Raw genomic sequence first — 15,660 nt, 5'->3', positions numbered from 1 at the left:
GGCCGGGCCGGGTGCGGTCGTGACCTGGCGGCAACCTCCGCACCGCAGCCGGTGCAGGCGGTGCTCGGTCACCGACGGGCGCACCGGTGGCAGGTCCACGACTTGGCGGCGGATCACCCCGGCACGGTCGGTGCGGCGCAGACCCGCGCCGCATCCCGCGCACGCCGACGGTGTGTGGTCGACGATCGTGTCCGGATTTTCGACCAGTGACAAATTCGCTCCGGGCGTGCCGGGCTGCTTGCCCTGCTTGCGTCCGGTCTTGCCGCGCAGCGACTTGGGGGCAGGTTTGCTGAACCGGTCCGATGATGGTGGCATCGAGGAGTTGACCGAGTTCGTGCCCAGGCGGCGTTTGAGTGCCGCGACCTCGGCCCGCAGTGCGGTGATCTCCTCTCGCGCACGAGCGAGCTCCACCGCCTGCGCTGCAACCAGCGCGGCCAGCTCGTCATACGACGGACGGACACCTTCCCCCACAACAAGATCATCCCACAGACCCGTTCACAGCCCGGAAAGGGCCTGAACAGTTACCGAAAGGATGATTACGAGAAACGGCGCCAGCGGACGGATGAAGCACGCGGCAAGATGCGAAACCGGAAGCGACACCACATCCCCAAGGCCCACCCCGACGAGCGACCCCGAAGCTCCCGAACTGTCGGACCCGACCGGTAACGTCCTCCCCGTGGAAGCTCGGGAGCGCATACAGGAACTGGCCGACCGCATCGTGGTCCTCCGCGACGCGTACTACCGGGGTTCGCCGTTGGTGGCGGACGCCGAGTACGACGCGGTCGAAGACGAGCTGCGGAGCCTCATCCAGGCGAACCCGGACCTCACCCCGGACCCGAACCCCCTCGACCAGGTGGGCGCTCCGGCGGTGCTGCACGCCCCGATCCGGCACTCACGCCCGATGCTCTCCCTGGAAAAAGCCACGAAACCCGAGCAGGTCGAGGCCTTCTTCGACCGCTTCCCCGGCCAGCCGGTCGTCGTCATGCCCAAGCTGGACGGCCTGTCGCTCGCCGTCGTCTACGAAGACGGCCGGCTGCTCAGAGCCGTCACCCGGGGCGATGGGACCACCGGCGATGACGTGACCATGCTGGTGAAAGCACTCACCGACGGCATCCCGGACCGGGTGAAAGCCCCCGGCCGGGTCGAGGTGCGGGGTGAGGCCGTCATGCTGCGCTCCACCTTCGCCGCCTACAACGTCGCGCACCCGGACAAACCGCTGATCAACCCGCGCAACGCCGCCGCCGGCACGCTGCGGGCCAAGGATCCCGCCACCGTCGCCGAACGGCGGCTGCGGTTCTTCGCCTTCGACCTCGACACCGACCCGGACAGCGCCGAGACCGACCTCGGCAGCGCGCTCCAGACACTGGGCTTCACCGCCGCCGACATGCGGCGCTGCGGGGACGCAGCCGCCGCGCAGGCCGTCATCAGCGAGATCGAACAGCAGCGCAACGACCTGGACTACGACCTCGACGGCGCCGTCCTGCGGCTCGCCGACCGCACCGCCTACGCCGCCGCCGGCACCCGGTCGAGCTCGCCGCGCGGGGCGCTCGCCTTCAAGTTCGCCGCCGAGGAGAAGACCACCGTCCTGGCCGACGTCGTCTGGGATGTCGGCAAGACCGGCAAGATCGCCCCGGTCGCCTGGCTGGAACCCGTCTTCGTCGGGGGCACCACCGTCACCCGCGCGACGCTGGCCAACCAGGAAGTCATCAAGGCCCGCGGCATCAAGATCGGCGACACCGTCCTGGTCCGCCGGGCCGGGGACGTCATCCCGTTCGTGGCCGGCGTGCTCGACGCCGCCCGACGCACCGGCGCGGAACGGGAGATCGTCCCACCGAGTCAGTGCCCGTCCTGCGGGCAGCCGCTGACCGAGCAGGGCAACAGCCGGGAGCTGTTCTGCACCAACGTCGCCTGCCCCGCCCAGACCGTGCGGCGGCTGATCCACTGGGCGTCGCGGGCCGCGGCGGACATCGACGCCATCGGCGGCGTCTGGATCGAACGGCTGGCCGAATCCGGCGACCTCGAGCACCCGTCGGACTTCTACCGGCTGACCAAGGAGCGGCTGCTGGAGTTCGACCGCATCGGCGAAGTCTCGGCCACGCGCATGATCGAGTCGATCGACGCGAGCCGGTCGGTCGGGCTGCGCCGGGCGCTGATCGGGCTCGCCATCCCGATGGCGTCCGAAGGCACCGCCGCCCGCCTGTGCCGGGCGGGGTTCGGTTCCCTGGAAGACGTCGCCGCGGCGGGCGTCGACGGGCTCGTCGCCGTCGAGGACATCGGGCCGAAGGTCGCCGCGTCGCTCATCGAGCACCTCACGCGGCTGCGGCCCGAGCTCGAACGGCTGCGGGAGCGGGGCGTCTCGCTGGACGTCCGCGACGAGGACCTCCCGCCGGTCGTCGCGGCCGGTGCTCCCCTGGCCGGCAAGACCGTCGTGGTCACCGGCTCGATCAGCGATCCGCGCTCGGGCGAGAAGGTCCCCCGGCCGACGTTCCAGCGGCTGTGCGAGAAGGCCGGCGCGACCATCGCGTCGTCGGTCTCGGCGAGCACGGACCTGCTCATCACCGGCGCCGACGTCGGGGCCGCCAAACTGACGAAGGCGGAGAAGCACGGCGTGACCGTCGCCGACCAGAGCGAAATCTGGCCGCAGCTGATCGAAGCCGGAATCATCTGACCCAGGGGCTCGTGAGATGCTGCGACCCGCAGCAGGCCCGAGGGAGAGGCGGAGCGGGTGACCACCTGGACCGATGTGATCAACTTTGTCCGGACGCGGTACGAGGTCCTGGAGGACACCGACGGCTGGCTCCGGTTCCGCTTGCAGGGCCCGGACGGCCGGACCCAGCAGGTGACGGCGCACCACGTGGAGGAATTGCACGGCGGCTCGTGGGTCGAGATCTCCTCACCGGTCGGCTGGGCCGACAAGATCGACCTGCGGGCCCTGCTCGAGCTGGCCGGATCGTCGGCCGTCGGCGGTGCCGCCGTGGTGGACGGGGTCGCGCTGCTCAAGCACACCGTGCCGCTGGAAGACCTCAGCATCGAGCACGAGTTCGAGCGTCCGCTCAAGGCGGTCGTCGCGCGAGCGGACTCGCTCGAGCACGAACTGACCAAGTCGGACGAGTTCTAGCCGCTACAGGTGCATCGCCAGCCACAACGCCATCCAGGCGAGGCACGCCAGCGCACCGCCGACTCCGAACGCCAGCAGCACGCGGCGCAAGCCCGCGATGACCCCGGCCCGGCCCGACATCTCGGTGATCCCTGCTTCAGCCATGACACTGAGATGCCCGCCGGCCGGGCCCACAAACATCCGGGTTCAGGAACCGGGCTCTTCCTCGCCCATCACCAGGCCCTCGATGGTGTGCTTCTGGGTGATCGGCTCCAGGGTGTCGACGATCGGGCAGTGCAGGTGGGCGCGCACCGATTCCGGTAGTGACGCCCAGAAGCCGTGCGTCACGGCGGTGTCGTGGCGTTCGTCGTTGCCCGCGCCCGGCGCGTCGAGGCCCAGCACCAGCACCGGCCGGGACTTCACCGACTGGTTCGCGGTGCCGCGGTGGACGGTCAGCGCCGAACGGATCGAGATGTCGCCCATCCGCGGGAACTTGCGCGCCGCGAGCGAGCGATACCTCGGGTAAGCCGAGCGCGGCGGGAACATGCCGTGGTCGAACGCGCCGCCGTCGTCCCAGTGGGTGCCGGGGGCGATCTCGAACGGGCCCATGTCCGGCTCGGTGTCGACGGCGGTCACGTTGACGGCGAGCGAGTTCAGCCGGCGGTGGCGCGCGGTCTCTTCGGGCATCGGGAAGTCGCGGTGCCACGGCTGGTCGACCGCGCCGGCGAGCGGGACGTCGAACCCGAGCTCGACGATCCGGTACTCCGGCCCCAGCACGGCCTCGGCGACCGCGGTGATCCACGGGTGCGCGGCCAGGTCGGCGAAGCCCCGGAGCTGTTCGGGGTGGATCTCGACGTAGTAGCGGTTCGGGCCGCGGCCGACGGCACCGTCCGGCCGGGCGCGGGCCTCGGTGAACGCCGCTTCGATGTCTTCGCCGAGCCGGGCCACCCAGTCGCGCGGGAAGGCCTGGGGCAGGCCGATGATGCCGACCTCGTACAGCCGGCCGGTCAGGGATTCGACTTCGGCGGCGGTCAACGGCGCGGTCAGGTTGGTGGTCATCCGGTCCTCCGAGCTGTCACTACGGCGTGGCGACTTCAGTTTGCAACGTGGCATGCCACGTTGCAAGAGGTAGGCTGCCGTCGTGAACCCGAAGTTGCGGGACGTGGCCGAGCACGCCGGGGTGTCGGTGCGGACGGTGTCCAACGTGGTCAACGGCTTCCGCTATGTGGCCCCGGCGACCCGGGAACGGGTCCAGGCGAGCATCGACGCGCTGGGCTACCGGCCGAACCTGGCCGCCCGGACGCTGCGGCGCGGCCGGACCGGGCTGGTGGCCCTGGTCGTCCCGGAGATCGATTCGCCCTACTTCGCCGAGCTCGCCGCGCGGACGGTCCGCATCGCCGAACGCCGCGGCCTGACCGTGCTCATCGACCAGACCGACGGCGACGCCGAGCGGGAGAAGGAGCTGCTGCACGGCCGGCGCAGCCAGCTCGTCGACGGCGTCCTGTTCAGCCCGTGGGCGGTGGCTCCCGCGGAGCTGGCCGCGCGCACCGACACCGTTCCGCTGGTGCTGCTCGGCGAGCACGACGGCACGGCCGGGGTCGACCACGTCGCGATCGACAACGTCGCCGCCGCGCGCGAGGCCACCGGGCACCTGCTGGCGACCGGCCGCCGCCGCATCGCCGCGCTGGGCATCCAGCCGGAGTCCTTGAACGCCACCGCCCGTCAGCGGCTCGCCGGTTACCGCGAAGCGCTGGGAGACCTGCCCAGGCTGGAGATCCCGGTTCGGCGCCTGCACCGGGCCGACGGTCACCGGGCGATGCTGGAGCTGCTGGACTGCGCCGAGCCTCCCGACGCCGTCTTCTGCTTCACCGACGAACTCGCGCTGGGCGCGTTGCGCGCCGCCGCCGACCGCGGCCTGACCGTGCCGGACGATCTGGCGCTGGTCGGGTTCGACGACATCGAGGACGGCCGGTTCAGCGTCCCCGCCCTGACGACGGTGTCGCCGGACAAGGACCGCATCGCCGAGCTCGCCCTCGACTGCCTGACGGCCGAGCCCGGGCCGCCGCGGTCGATCGTCGCCCCGCACCGGCTCGTGGTGCGCGGCACCAGCTGACGTTCAGGCGTCCCGGTTCACCACTCGCAGGATGAGCCACTGGTCGAACCACGCCCCGGCCGTGGTCACGACCAGCATGACGATGCCGAGGATCAGGTGTGTGTAGCTGTGCAGCGGCGCCGCGCTGTCGGTCAGCTTCGTCAGCCCGACCTGCAGTCCCAGCCGCAGCGCGAAGAGCACGACGACGAGCGCGAGCGCCTGCTTGCTGCGCCACACCGCGCGCAGGTACTTGCGACGCCGCGACAGCAGCGTGAACCACAGCGTCAAGTGCACCGCCAGGAGCACGAGCGGCAGGTACACCACCCACGAGTACCGGTCGCTGAACTGCAGGCTGAAGTCGTTGCTCGCCACCAGCAGCCCGACCAGCACGAAGTACCAGCCCGGCAGGCCCTCGATCTTCCCGGGCGCGGTTCCGGTCTCCACTTCGGCCTCTCGCATCAGAAATCGGTTCATGCGCCGAGCCTTCCGCGATCGGCGGCGCGGGCGATCAACCGGCGGTACGAGATTCTCCCGCCGTCTCGTACCCAGGTACGAACTCTCGGCGCGAAGGGAGCGTGGGGACGCCGGGTGGGGCACGATCGGCAGATGACCTTCGCCGGCCACCCGGGGATCCCGTGGACCGGCCGCCGCGGCCCGCTGGTGGCCGAGGCGGTCGTCCTCGGCCTGCTGGTGGTGCTCGACTCGGTCCTCGCGGTCCGCGCCGGTCCGGGCCAGGGCGAGCTCGTCACCGTCGCCATCGAGTTCGCGCCGGCCATCGGCCCGGTCGTTGCCGTGCTGGCGGTGCTGCGCCGCCGGTTCCCCGACCACATCGCCGTGCTGGCCACCGCTGTCTCCGGGCTTTCCCTGCTGGGCTCGACGGTCACCGCGGTGCTCGCGGAGGCGGGAGCGCGACTCCCGCCGCAGCCCGGCGCGGCCGAAGCCCTCGCGCTCGCGCTGGTGGTCGGCGCCTGCTGCCACCGGCTCCCGCCCCGGGCCGCCGCGGCCCAGGCGGTGCTCGGCGGCGCCGCGGCCACCCTCGCCCCGATCCTGCGCTACGGCACCGGCTCCCCCGCCGCGCTCTACGCCGCCGGGGCCGCGGTGGTCTGGGGCGGCGCGCTGGCCGGCGGCTTGGTCCTGCGCGACGCCGAGGTCCGCCACCGCGTGGACGTCCTCGAACTCAGGTCCGCCGAACGGCTCCGGCTGGCCCGCGAGCTGCACGACCTCGTCGCCCACCAGATCACCGGCATCGTCGTGCGCGTCCAGGCCGCGCACCGCGTCGCCGAGCGCACCGGCGGCGACACCGCGACCTTCGCCGAGCTCGAAACCGCGGGCGCGACCGCCCTTTCCGCGATGCGGCGGCTCGTCGGCGCGCTGCGGACCGGGGACGAAGACCTCTTCGTGCCGCCCGCCGACCTCGCCACCGCCGTGGACCGCGCGGTTCCCGACGACGACCGGATCCACCTCGACGTCAGCCCGGATCTCGCCACCCTGGCCGTCGCGCCGGAGGTCGTCACCACCGCGCACCGGCTGCTGACCGAGTCCCTCACGAACGTCCGCCGGCACGCGCCCGACGCCGTCGAGGTCCGGGTGCTCGTGCACCACGAACCCCGTGGCGAGCTGCGCGTCGAGGTGATCAACGACGGCGCCGCCCGGCCCGCCCGCCGGGGCGGTTACGGCCTGCTCGGGATGGCGGAGCGGGTCGCGGCGGTGGGCGGTACGGTGCAGGCGGGACCGGCGGAAGGCCGGCGCTGGCGCGTCGTCGCCCGGCTGCCGCTCGAACCCGGCTGAGGCGAGGGGAGACCGGGTTGCCGACGCGAGTGCTGATCGCCGACGACCAGGCGATGGTCCGCGCGGGGTTCCGGCTGATCCTCGAAGGTGAGCCGGACATCGAGGTCGTCGGCGAGGCCGCCGACGGCGACCAGGCGGTGCGGCTGGCCCGCGAACTGCGGCCCGACGTCACGCTCATGGACATCCGGATGCCCGGCGTCGACGGGCTGCGCGCCACGGAACTGCTGGCCGGCGCGGGAGTCCCGGACCCGCTGCACGTCGTGATGGTCACGACGTTCGGGCTGGACGAGAACGTGCACGCGGCCCTGCGCGCCGGCGCCTGCGGGTTCCTGCTCAAGGACGCCGGGCCGAACCTGCTGATCGAAGCCGTGCACGCGGCCGCCCACGGCGAAGCCCTCGTCTCCCCCGCGATCACCACGCGGCTGCTGGCGCACTTCACGCGCGGCGGTTCCGCGCACGCCACCGAGCCCGCGAACCCGCTCACCCCCCGGGAGCTGGACGTCGTGAAAGCCGTGGCGCGCGGCGAGACGAACGACGAGATCTGCCGCTCACTGGTGGTTTCGCTGCCGACGGTCAAGACCCACATCGGCGCGGTCAAGCGCAAGCTGAGCGCCCGCAACCGCACCGAGATCGCCATCTGGGCTTGGGAAAGCGGCCTGATCCGCTGACTCTTCGATCGGACGCCGCGGCACGCGCACGACGACCGTGCGCGCCACGACGTCGCCGAACCGCTGCCGTCGGCGCGTCACGAGCATCACCACGATCCCCGCGAGTCCCCACGCGAAGCCGTCGACGAGCATCAGCAGGTCGCGGACGACGAACGCGCCCAGCGACGGATGCGTACCTTCGAGAGTTTCGATGCGCAGGCGCAGCCAGCGCATCGCCGGAGTCTGGCCGCCGTGCCGGTAGGGCCACCACACGTTGACGAACACGAGGCCGAGGAAGTCCAGCGCCAGCATCGTGTAGAGGACGACTTCGAGGAACGTCAACAGCGCCAGGCCGTGGGGGTGGAACAGCCAGACCACCGCGATCGCGAGCAGCAGCATGGGCACGAAGACGAGCATCTCGTCCAGCACGAACTGCACCAGGCGGCGCCCGACGACGCCGAGTCCCGGACGGGTCATGAGCCCATGATCTCGGTCCCGGCGCACGGGCGCGCGCTGAGCCGTCTCATACCCGGGACCGAGGCGCGGGCACCGACTTCGTCCTCCGGGCTGATCACCACCCGCCGCGGCCGGGCCAGGCTCGGGCGCACCCCACCCGGCGACGGAAGGACCCCCGGTGCGCATCTCCCGGACAGGACTGGCGGCCGCGACGGCCGCTCTCTTCGCGGCGGCGGTACCCGCCGCGGCCGCGGACCCGCTCACGCCGTACTCGACCCAGCAGCTCCAGTGGGGCGACTGCCCGTTCAAGCCGGCCGCGGACGACGCTCCCACGCAGTGCGCGCTCGTAACCGTGCCGCGGGACTGGGCTAACCCAGCCGCGGGCACCGACCTGCGGGTGTCGATCAGCCGCGCCGCCGCGACCGGCGAGCGGCAGGGCGCGCTCCTGCTCAACCCGGGCGGGCCGGGCGGCCAGGGCACGCCGCTGGCCGGGACGCTCGCCGCCCTCGAGCCGTCGGTGCACCAGCTCTACGACTTCGTCGGCATGGACCCGCGCGGCACGGGCCACGCGGGCACCGACGACAAGGGCTTCCAGTGCCAGATCCCGGTCGGCCGCCTGCCGCAGGGAATCCTCGACGCCCGCGACCGCTCGACGGCGAGCGTCGCCGCGCACCAGCAGGTCCCGCGGGCCACCGCCGAGGCGTGCCAGAGCGACGCCGTCGCGCCGTACATCACGACGTGGCAGACCGCGCACGACATGGACCTGATCCGCGCGCTGCTGGGCGACGAGAAGCTCAACTACCTCGGCTATTCGTACGGCACGTGGCTCGGCGCCAAGTACGCGTCGCTGTTCCCCGAGCACACCGGCAAGACGGTGCTGGACTCCAGCGTGAACTTCGAAGGCCGGCTGCAGGCCGACTTCGAGGCGTTCCCGGTGATCGACCAGCGGCAGTTCGACGACGTCTACGTGCCGTGGCTGGCCCGCAACTTCGCCGAGCAGTTCGGCGGGACGGCCGCGGAGGTCAAGGCGAAGTGGGAGCGGGTCCGCGCCTACTACGGCGGTCACGGTGTCTCCCCCGACACGTTCGACGGCATCTTCGTCGGCAACGGCAGCGAGCTCCAGTGGCTGCTCGGCGCGCTGGTCTTCCTCCAGGGCGCGGCCGCGCTCGACGGGACGTCCGCCACTCCCCCGGCGAAGCTGGCGGACTCGATGGATGCCGTGTCGCGCAAGGCGTTCGGCGTCCCCGCCGCGTCCCTGACGCCGGACCGGGTGGCTGCCGCCGCGCCGGACTACACCCAGCGTCCCGGCACCCGGTACGCCGTCGCGTGCGGTGACCAACCCACGCGCTCGGCGTCCTGGTACGAGCGGCTCAGCGACCGGCAAGGCCCGCGGTACCCGCTGTTCGGCTGGGCCTACGGTCTCGGCGAAACCTGCGGCTTCTGGTCCGACAAGCCGCAGCACGACCTGCCGGACGTGCCTGCTTCGGTGGCGGCGAACATCCTGGTGGTACAGGGAGAATTCGACCCGCAGACGGGGTACGAGCAGGCTTCCGCGGCGGTGCGGTCGGCCGGTGTCCCGCTGGTGTCGGTGGACGATTCGCCGTTCCACGGCCAGTACGCGCTGGCGGGCAACCCCTGCGTCGACGGACTCGTGAACGTGTTCCTCACCAAGAACTCCCGGCCCCGCAGCACGACGTGCCCGGGGGTCCCGCTGATCGGCGAGGACCAGGTGTACCCGGTCGCCGGGCCGGTGCGGAGCGCTCCGGCGTCCGTCCCGACGCGACTGGCCGGCGGGGATGCGCGCACGCGGGTCCGGGACGAGGTCAGTGCGATGAACCGCTGACGGTTCGCCCGGTCGCCGGGACCAGGAACGGCCCGCCGCGAGGCCCCTCGCGGAACAGGACGCTCAGGTTCGCGCCGGTCCCGGCGACCCAGGCCGGCCGGCGCGGCCGGTCGCTCAGCGCGGCGACCCCGAAGGCCTGGGCGCCCCGGGCCGTGACGGTGGTGCCGTCGTCGTAGCGGATCTCGAGGTCCGGTGCATGGTGGCCCTTCGCGGCGAGGTTCCGGTCCGGGACAACGGTGACGACGGCGGGGCGCCATCCGGTGCGGCGGGCGTCGCCCCGCCGCCGCGCCCACCGGATCCGGCGCAGGACGGCGACCGGCAGCGTCACCCCGCCGGTGAAGAGCAGGAGTCCGCCGAGGGCGCTCACGACCGCGTTCTCGTTCGGTTCGTCGACCGTGCGGACCCGGTCCGGGCGAACCGCGTCCGTGACGACGGTGACGTGGTCGCCGGTTCGGTAGCGGCGTCCCGAGGTCACTTCGACCCGCGCTTCCCGGGGCGACCCGGCGAGTGCGTAGCGGATGGTGAGCACGTACGTTTTCCGAACCGAGTGAACGGACACCACGGAACCGTCCCCCCGCACGCCGGTGCGCAGCAGTTCGTCCGCGGCCCGGTCCAGCAGGATCGAGAGCGCGATGCTTCCGCCGAACACCGCGAGGGCGACCACCAGCACGAGCGTCCAGCGCAGGCCGCCGGCCCGGAGGCGGCGCAGCCCGATTTCCCCCATGGACCGATCGTAGGCCGGTCGTCCGGAATCTCCGTACCGCTTCTCCGTACTTGCCCCGACGTGCCCGCGCCGCGACCGGGTGATCGTGGCCCGCATGACGAAACAGCTTCAGGTGACCGAGCGGCGCAGGCTCACCGCCATCCGGGCGGCTCGGTTGTTCGACGGTGTGGGCTCGGCGTTCGTGGCCGACCCGCTGGTGGTGCTCGACGGCGCCACGATCCTGGGCGTCGAGTCCGGGGGAACCGCGCCCGAAGGGGCCGACGTCGTGGATCTCGCCGGGGCGACGTTGCTGCCCGGGCTCATCGACACGCACGTCCACCTCGCCTTCGATGCCAGTACCGAGCCCGTCGCCCGGCTCGCGGCGCGGGACGACGAGCAGGCGCTGGCGGCGATGGCCGAGGCCGGGCGGGCGTCGCTGCGGGCCGGGGTCACCACCGTGCGGGACCTCGGGGACCGCGGCTATCTCTCGCTGTCCCTCAAGGACCGCGCGGACCAGCCGGCGCTCGTCGCCGCCGGGCCGCCGATCACCAGTCCCGGCGGGCACTGCCACTTCCTCGGCGGCGTCGCGGACGCGAGCGAGGCCGGCGTGCGGGCCGCCGTGCGCGAGCACGTCGAACGCGGGACCGACGTCGTCAAGATCATGGCCAGCGGCGGGACGATGACACCGGGGACTCGGCAGGAGTGCGCGCAGTTCGACCGGGACGTCCTGCGTGCCGCCGTCGACGAGGCGCACCGGCACGGGCTGCCGGTCACCGCGCACGCGCACGGCACCTCGGCCATCGCCGACGCCCTCGCCGCCGGCGTGGACGGCATGGAGCACGTGACGTTCTGGTCCGCCACCGGCGTCGACCACTCCGAGGAGCTCCTGCGCGCCGTCGTGGACCAGGGCGTGGCCGTCGGGGCGACGGTCGGCATGGTGCCGGTCGAAGGCCTGGCGCCGCCCGAGGAGATCGCCCGGCGCATGCCCGGGGTCGTCGCGAACTACCGGCGGCTCGTCGAGCTCGGCGCGCGGGTCGTCGCGGGCACCGACGCCGGGATCGCGCCGGTGAAGCCGCACGGCGTGCTGCCGTGGGCGCCGCTGATGCTGCGCCAGGTCGGCCTGTCGCCGGCCGACACGCTGCGGGCGATCACCTCGGTCGCGGCGGGTGTGTGCGGGCTCGCGCACCGCAAGGGCCGCGTCGCGCCGGGGTTCGACGCCGACCTGCTGGCCGTCGACGGCGATCCGCTGGCCGACCCGCGGGCGCTGCTCCGGGTCCGTGCGGTGTGCGCGCGAGGGCGGTGGATCGCGTGAAGAAGTTCCTGAAAGCCCTGGTCGCCGGCCTGGCCCGAGCCACGTGGTTCCCGGCGCCGATCCGGCCGGCCGGGCCGAAGTCCCGGTGGCCCGGCGAGCCGCGCTGAACCGCGCCCGATGAGCGCGAGCGCCGTATCGTACGAGCTCATGGAGCGGGGCTTCGTCGGCCGGACCGGCGAGCTGGACCTGCTGCGCGCCCGCCTCGAGGAGGCGCGGGCCGGGCGCGGCGGGCTCGTGCTCGTCGTCGGCGAGCCGGGCATCGGCAAGACGAGCCTGGCCCGCGAGCTGGCCTCGCACGCCGAGCGGGCGGGCGTCCCGGTCGGCTGGGGACGCGCGAGCGACGACGAAGGCAGCCCGCCCTACTGGGTCTTCCGGCAGCTCGCCCGCTCGCTGGACCGGCCGTTCCCGACCGGGGACACCGGCGGCTCGGCGGAAGCGCGGTTCGCCGCCTTCGAAGCCTTCGCCGACCGCCTGCGCGAAGCGGCCGCGCCGCACGGCCTGCTCGCGGTGCTCGACGACGTGCAGTGGGCGGACGCGGCGTCGCTCGCGCTGCTCGTCCACCTGGCGCGTGACCTCGACCGGGCGCCGGTGCTGCTCGTCGTGACCTACCGCGACACCGAGGCGACCGGCCGAGCCGCTCTCACCGCGGCCCTGGCTGCGCTGGCCCGCGAGCCGGTCCTGACCCGGATCCGGCTCGCCGGGCTGACCGAGGCCGAAGTCGTCGAGCAGCTCGGCCGAGGTGGCGTCGCCCCCGAAATCGCGACGCTGGTCAGCCGCCGGTCGGGCGGCAACCCGTTCTTCGTGACGGAGCTGGCCCGGCTGGCCGGCACGGCCGGGGACGCGCTGCCGGACGGCGTCGTGGACACCGTCCGGGCGCGGCTGGCCCGGCTGGGCGAGCCGTGCCGCCGGCTCGTCGCGACCGCGGCCGTGCTCGGCCGCGACGTCGACGCGGCCGCGCTCGCCGACGTCCTCGAGCGGCCGGCGGCCGACGTCCTGGCCGACCTCGACGAGGCCGCGGAAGCCGGCATCGTCACGGCGGGCAGCTTCAAGCACGACCTGATCCGGGAGTCCGCGGCGGCCGGGCTGCCGACGGCGGCACGGCTGGCCGCGCACACCCGGATGGCGGCGTGGCTAGAACGGCGGGACCCGGCCCGGACCTCGGAAATCGCCCACCACTGGCTGGAGTCGCTGCCCGTCGGCGACGCGGCGAGCGCCGCGCGGTGGGCCGAGCGGGCCGGCGACCAGGCGCTGGCCCAGCTCGCCTGGGAACGGGCGGCCGAGCTCTACCGGCGCGCGCTCGAAGCGGCACCCGCGCCGGCCGCCGACCGGGCGCGGCTGCGGCTCCGGGAAGGGATCGCCCACCTGCGCGGTGGCGAGATCGAGCGCGGCTCCCGGGCCCTCGAAGCCGCCGCCGACGCGGCCCGGGAAGCCGGTGACCCGGCCGTGCTGGGTGAGACGGCGCTGGCCATGGAAGGCCTGTCGGACCCGTGGGGCAGCTTCAACGGCGCCAAGATCGCGCGCGAAGCCCTGGCCGGTTTGCCGCCCGGGGACAACCCGTTGCGCGCCCGGCTGCTCGCGCTGCAGGCGGGGGAAGCGGGATTCCTCGGCGGCGGCGAAGCCGAGACGGCGTCCGCCGAGGCGCTCGCGATCGCCGAGCGGCTCGGCGACCCGGACGTGCTCTGCTCGGCCTTGCGGGCTCGGCAGATGGTCCGTTCCGCACCCGACGGCGTCCACGAACGGCTCTCCCTCGCCCACCGCATGATCGCCCTCGGCGAAGAGGGCGACGACGCCGACGTGGTGCTGTGGGGCCGGTTGTGGCGGTTCGACGCGCTTCTCATGCTCGGCCGGCTCGGGGAGGCCGAGCAGGAGCTCGGCGCGCTCCGGCTGCTGGCCGAACGGCTCCGCCGTCCGCTCGCGCGGTGGCACCACCTACGCAGCACCGCCACGCTCGCCATCGCGCAAGGGCAGTTCGACAACGCCGTCGAAGCGCTCCAGCAGAGCTTCGCGCTCGTCGCCGACCGGGCGCACATGTCGCTGCAGGGCGTCCCGATCACCGTGCTGGCCTCCATCGCGGGGCTCACCGGCCGGACCAGCCTGGTGACGCCCGCGATGGAGCGCATCTTCGCCGAGAACGCCCCGCCGTTCGTCGGCCTGCTGCACGCCGCGTGGCTGCTGCACGCCGGCGACCGGGACCGGGCGGGCCAGCTGTACCGCCGGGCTTCGATGCCCGAGCGGACGCCGGTGCCCGCGACGCTGCCCGTGGCCGCCGTCGCCGTGGAGCTGGGCGCGGAATTCGGGTCGCCGGAAGCCGTCGAGCGGGCGGCGGCGCTCCTACGCCCGCACGCCGAGCTGTTCGTGACCGGCGGCGCGGGCTCGATCCTGGTCACCGGCTCGGTCCGCCGCTACCTCGGGCTCGCGGCGGCGTCCGCCGGCCGGCTCGACGAAGCGGTCCGGGAATTCCGGCTCGCCGTCGCGGCCAACGACCGGGCCGGCACGCCGCCCTACGCCGCGCTGGCCCGCTTCGGGCTGGCCAAGGTGCTGGCGCGACGCGCTCGTCCGGGCGACGTCGACGAAGCTCTTGCTCTCACCGCTTCCGTGTCGGCCGCGGCCGATCGGCTCGGCATGGCCCCGCTCCACCGGGAGGCCGAGGAGCTGGCGGCCGCGCTGCGCGGGGACACCCCGGGCCCGCTGACCCGCCGGGAACGGGAGGTCGCCGCCCACGTGGCCGACGGCCTGACGAACAAGCAGATCTCCAGCCTGCTGCACATTTCCGAGCGGACGGCGGAAAGCCACGTGCAGCACATCCTCACCAAGCTCGGCTTCACGAACCGCGCGCAGATCGCGACCTGGGTGACGGCGAACGGGTCAGCGCGGGACCAGCGACAGCACACCGTCGAGTAGTTCGGGTCCTTCGAGCAGCACGGGGTCGTTGTGGTCGGCGTCCGGGACCTCGACGAGCCGCGCCGACGCCGCCGCGGCCACCGCCCGGCTCTGGGCCGGCGGGACGACCGAGTCCCGGCCGCCCAGGACCACCACGGTGGGGACGCGCAGGCGGGCGACCTCGTCCCGGACCGGGAAGCGGTCGCGCAGCAGCAGCCGCACCGGCAGATACGGGTAGATCTCGGCGCCGACGGAGGCGAGATCCACGAACGGCGACCGCAGGAGCAGCCCGGCCGGCGGGTGCTCGAGGGCGAGTTCGGCGACCACGGCGCAGCCGAGGCTTTCGCCGTAGAAGAGGATCCGCTCCGGCGGCACCCGGCGGTCTTCGACGAGGAAGCGGTAGGCCGCGCGGACGTCGAGGGCCAGGCCGGCCTCGTCGGGGTCGCCCGCGTTACCGCCGTAGCCCCGGTAGTCGAACATCAGCACGGCCAGCCCTGCCTGCGCGAGCTTCGCGGCCAGCGGCGCCCGGCCGGCCCGGTTGCCGCCGTTGCCGTTGGTCACCAGGACGGTCGCCTTCGAGGGCTGTCCGGCGGGCTGGACGAACCAGCCGCCCAGCTCCAGGCCGTCGGCGGTGCGGAGCCGGATGTCCGCGGCCCCGGGCAGCACGACTCCGGCGGCGGGCGGCGGCGTGGTGTCCGGCAGGTAGATCAGGCGGCGCTGGAAGATCCACACGAGCGCGAGGACCAGGACGACGACCAGCACCAGCCCGAGGAGCACCCGCACGACCACGGTCCTAGTCAAGCGCACCCACCCGGGGAAACAACGACGCGGCCCGGACGTTG

Annotated in this window: 15 protein-coding genes; 8 read left to right on the top strand and 7 right to left on the bottom strand. The window is 73.5% G+C overall.

Annotation, left to right across the window (positions count from 1 at the left end; genetic code table 11):
* Positions 1-471, bottom strand: a 471-nt coding sequence (locus tag AB0M59_RS04415) for a DUF6444 domain-containing protein (RefSeq protein WP_364608476.1), incomplete at its 3' end; no start/stop codon positions are given.
* 205 nt (positions 472-676) lie between these two features.
* Here AB0M59_RS04415 and ligA point away from each other — a divergent pair.
* Together ligA and AB0M59_RS04405 are read left to right on the top strand one after the other, a co-directional pair.
* Positions 677-2,668 carry an NAD-dependent DNA ligase LigA gene (gene ligA / locus AB0M59_RS04410; RefSeq protein ID WP_364608473.1) on the top strand — a complete coding sequence of 664 codons (1,992 nt, stop codon included), beginning with the start codon at positions 677-679 and terminating at the stop codon, positions 2,666-2,668.
* 57 nt (positions 2,669-2,725) lie between these two features.
* Complete coding sequence (locus AB0M59_RS04405) at positions 2,726-3,118, top strand: hypothetical protein (RefSeq protein ID WP_364608470.1); 393 nt, start codon at positions 2,726-2,728, stop codon at positions 3,116-3,118.
* Positions 3,119-3,121: 3 nt separating this feature from the next.
* Here AB0M59_RS04405 and AB0M59_RS04400 read toward each other — a convergent pair whose 3' ends face one another.
* Together AB0M59_RS04400 and AB0M59_RS04395 are read right to left on the bottom strand one after the other, a co-directional pair.
* Positions 3,122-3,262, bottom strand: a complete 141-nt coding sequence (locus tag AB0M59_RS04400) for a hypothetical protein (protein ID WP_364608467.1) — start codon at positions 3,260-3,262, stop codon at positions 3,122-3,124.
* A 42-nt stretch (positions 3,263-3,304) separates the two neighbouring features.
* A complete protein-coding gene (locus AB0M59_RS04395; RefSeq protein ID WP_364608464.1) occupies positions 3,305-4,156 on the bottom strand; it encodes a phytanoyl-CoA dioxygenase family protein in 852 nt (283 codons plus the stop codon).
* Between the two features lie 82 nt (positions 4,157-4,238).
* On the opposite strand from AB0M59_RS04395, the gene AB0M59_RS04390 reads away from it, so the two are divergent.
* Positions 4,239-5,210, top strand: a complete 972-nt coding sequence (locus AB0M59_RS04390) for a LacI family DNA-binding transcriptional regulator (RefSeq protein WP_364608461.1) — start codon at positions 4,239-4,241, stop codon at positions 5,208-5,210.
* 3 nt (positions 5,211-5,213) lie between these two features.
* Here AB0M59_RS04390 and AB0M59_RS04385 read toward each other — a convergent pair whose 3' ends face one another.
* Positions 5,214-5,663, bottom strand: a complete 450-nt coding sequence (locus AB0M59_RS04385; RefSeq protein ID WP_364608458.1) for a hypothetical protein — start codon at positions 5,661-5,663, stop codon at positions 5,214-5,216.
* Positions 5,664-5,795: 132 nt separating this feature from the next.
* Between AB0M59_RS04385 and AB0M59_RS04380 the strand changes: the two genes are divergently transcribed.
* Together AB0M59_RS04380 and AB0M59_RS04375 are read left to right on the top strand one after the other, a co-directional pair.
* Positions 5,796-6,977 (top strand): histidine kinase, encoded by a 1,182-nt coding sequence (locus AB0M59_RS04380; RefSeq protein ID WP_364608455.1) that lies wholly within the window; start codon positions 5,796-5,798, stop codon positions 6,975-6,977.
* A 17-nt stretch (positions 6,978-6,994) separates the two neighbouring features.
* Positions 6,995-7,645 (top strand): response regulator transcription factor, encoded by a 651-nt coding sequence (locus AB0M59_RS04375; RefSeq protein ID WP_364608452.1) that lies wholly within the window; start codon positions 6,995-6,997, stop codon positions 7,643-7,645.
* Here AB0M59_RS04375 and AB0M59_RS04370 read toward each other — a convergent pair.
* Complete coding sequence (locus tag AB0M59_RS04370; RefSeq protein ID WP_364608449.1) at positions 7,526-8,101, bottom strand: RDD family protein; 576 nt, start codon at positions 8,099-8,101, stop codon at positions 7,526-7,528. The two genes, AB0M59_RS04375 and AB0M59_RS04370, sit on opposite strands and share 120 nt — an antisense overlap.
* A gap of 157 nt (positions 8,102-8,258) precedes the next feature.
* Here AB0M59_RS04370 and AB0M59_RS04365 point away from each other — a divergent pair, with 157 nt between their 5' ends.
* Positions 8,259-9,923, top strand: a complete 1,665-nt coding sequence (locus tag AB0M59_RS04365) for an alpha/beta fold hydrolase (protein WP_364608446.1) — start codon at positions 8,259-8,261, stop codon at positions 9,921-9,923.
* Here AB0M59_RS04365 and AB0M59_RS04360 read toward each other — a convergent pair.
* On the bottom strand, positions 9,904-10,647 hold the full coding sequence (locus tag AB0M59_RS04360) for a DUF3592 domain-containing protein (protein ID WP_364608443.1): 744 nt from the start codon (positions 10,645-10,647) through the stop codon (positions 9,904-9,906). The two genes, AB0M59_RS04365 and AB0M59_RS04360, sit on opposite strands and share 20 nt — an antisense overlap.
* Positions 10,648-10,741: 94 nt before the next feature.
* Between AB0M59_RS04360 and AB0M59_RS04355 the strand changes: the two genes are divergently transcribed.
* Both AB0M59_RS04355 and AB0M59_RS04350 read left to right on the top strand, forming a co-directional pair.
* Positions 10,742-11,938, top strand: coding sequence for an amidohydrolase family protein (locus AB0M59_RS04355; protein ID WP_364608440.1), 1,197 nt, complete (start codon positions 10,742-10,744; stop codon positions 11,936-11,938).
* Between the two features lie 147 nt (positions 11,939-12,085).
* Positions 12,086-14,839 (top strand): AAA family ATPase, encoded by a 2,754-nt coding sequence (locus tag AB0M59_RS04350; RefSeq protein WP_364608437.1) that lies wholly within the window; start codon positions 12,086-12,088, stop codon positions 14,837-14,839.
* Here the strand turns inward: AB0M59_RS04350 and AB0M59_RS04345 are convergent.
* On the bottom strand, positions 14,804-15,625 hold the full coding sequence (locus tag AB0M59_RS04345; RefSeq protein WP_364608434.1) for an alpha/beta fold hydrolase: 822 nt from the start codon (positions 15,623-15,625) through the stop codon (positions 14,804-14,806). The two genes, AB0M59_RS04350 and AB0M59_RS04345, sit on opposite strands and share 36 nt — an antisense overlap.
* Positions 15,626-15,660: the final 35 nt, after the last annotated feature.

Source organism: Amycolatopsis sp. NPDC051371 (assembly GCF_040682155.1).
GTDB lineage: Bacteria > Actinomycetota > Actinomycetes > Mycobacteriales > Pseudonocardiaceae > Amycolatopsis.
The sequence above is the reverse complement of the archived record's forward strand: the minus strand, read 5'-3'. Positions and strand labels throughout refer to the sequence as shown.